The 539-nt window shown below is 41.0% G+C and carries 1 protein-coding gene; it reads right to left on the bottom strand.

Going from position 1 to position 539, the window contains the following annotated elements; translation table 11 throughout:
- Nucleotides 1-539: IS982 family transposase (locus QMA00_RS18910; protein ID WP_290158523.1), on the bottom strand; the 539-nt coding region annotated here is incomplete at both ends.

The raw sequence follows: 539 nt of genomic DNA, 5'->3' as shown, positions 1-539 counted from the left end.
CCGCTTTTAGGTTTGCAGATACATAACCTTTATCAGCGTATAAACTACCTGTAACATTATCGACCATATCTAACACCGGCTGTCTATCATCAACATTCCCAGCTGTCACTTTTACTGCTAATAAACCACCTTCATCATTCATGATGAGGTGAAGTTTAAACCCATAAAACCAGCCCATTGTTCCTTTACCCCGCTTGGCTTTTCCCGCGAAAACTTGGTGGCGAGGAATACGCATGTTGTGACACACCTTGAGAGAAGTAGAATCGATAAATGCAATGCCTGTTGGTTTATCAAAGCGCTGCTTCAGATAGCTACACAGAGCAGGTAACGTGGCCTGAAGTAACTTCAACATACGTGTATAACTGACTAAATCAGGAAAATAATGTCGCCAATACTGACAAACAAATTTGGTGTAGTAAGTTTTAAAGTCGCGATAACCTGATTGATGAAAGGCAATTAATATAGTCATCACTTCGCTAGAGGATAGTCGAGACGGCTTAATGCGTTGCTTCTCACCTGATTCTATTAGGTGTTTAAGC

The sequence above is a fragment of the Pseudoalteromonas sp. APC 3694 genome (assembly GCF_030407565.1).
Lineage (GTDB): Bacteria > Pseudomonadota > Gammaproteobacteria > Enterobacterales > Alteromonadaceae > Pseudoalteromonas > Pseudoalteromonas tetraodonis.
The sequence above is the reverse complement of the archived record's forward strand: the minus strand, read 5'-3'. Positions and strand labels throughout refer to the sequence as shown.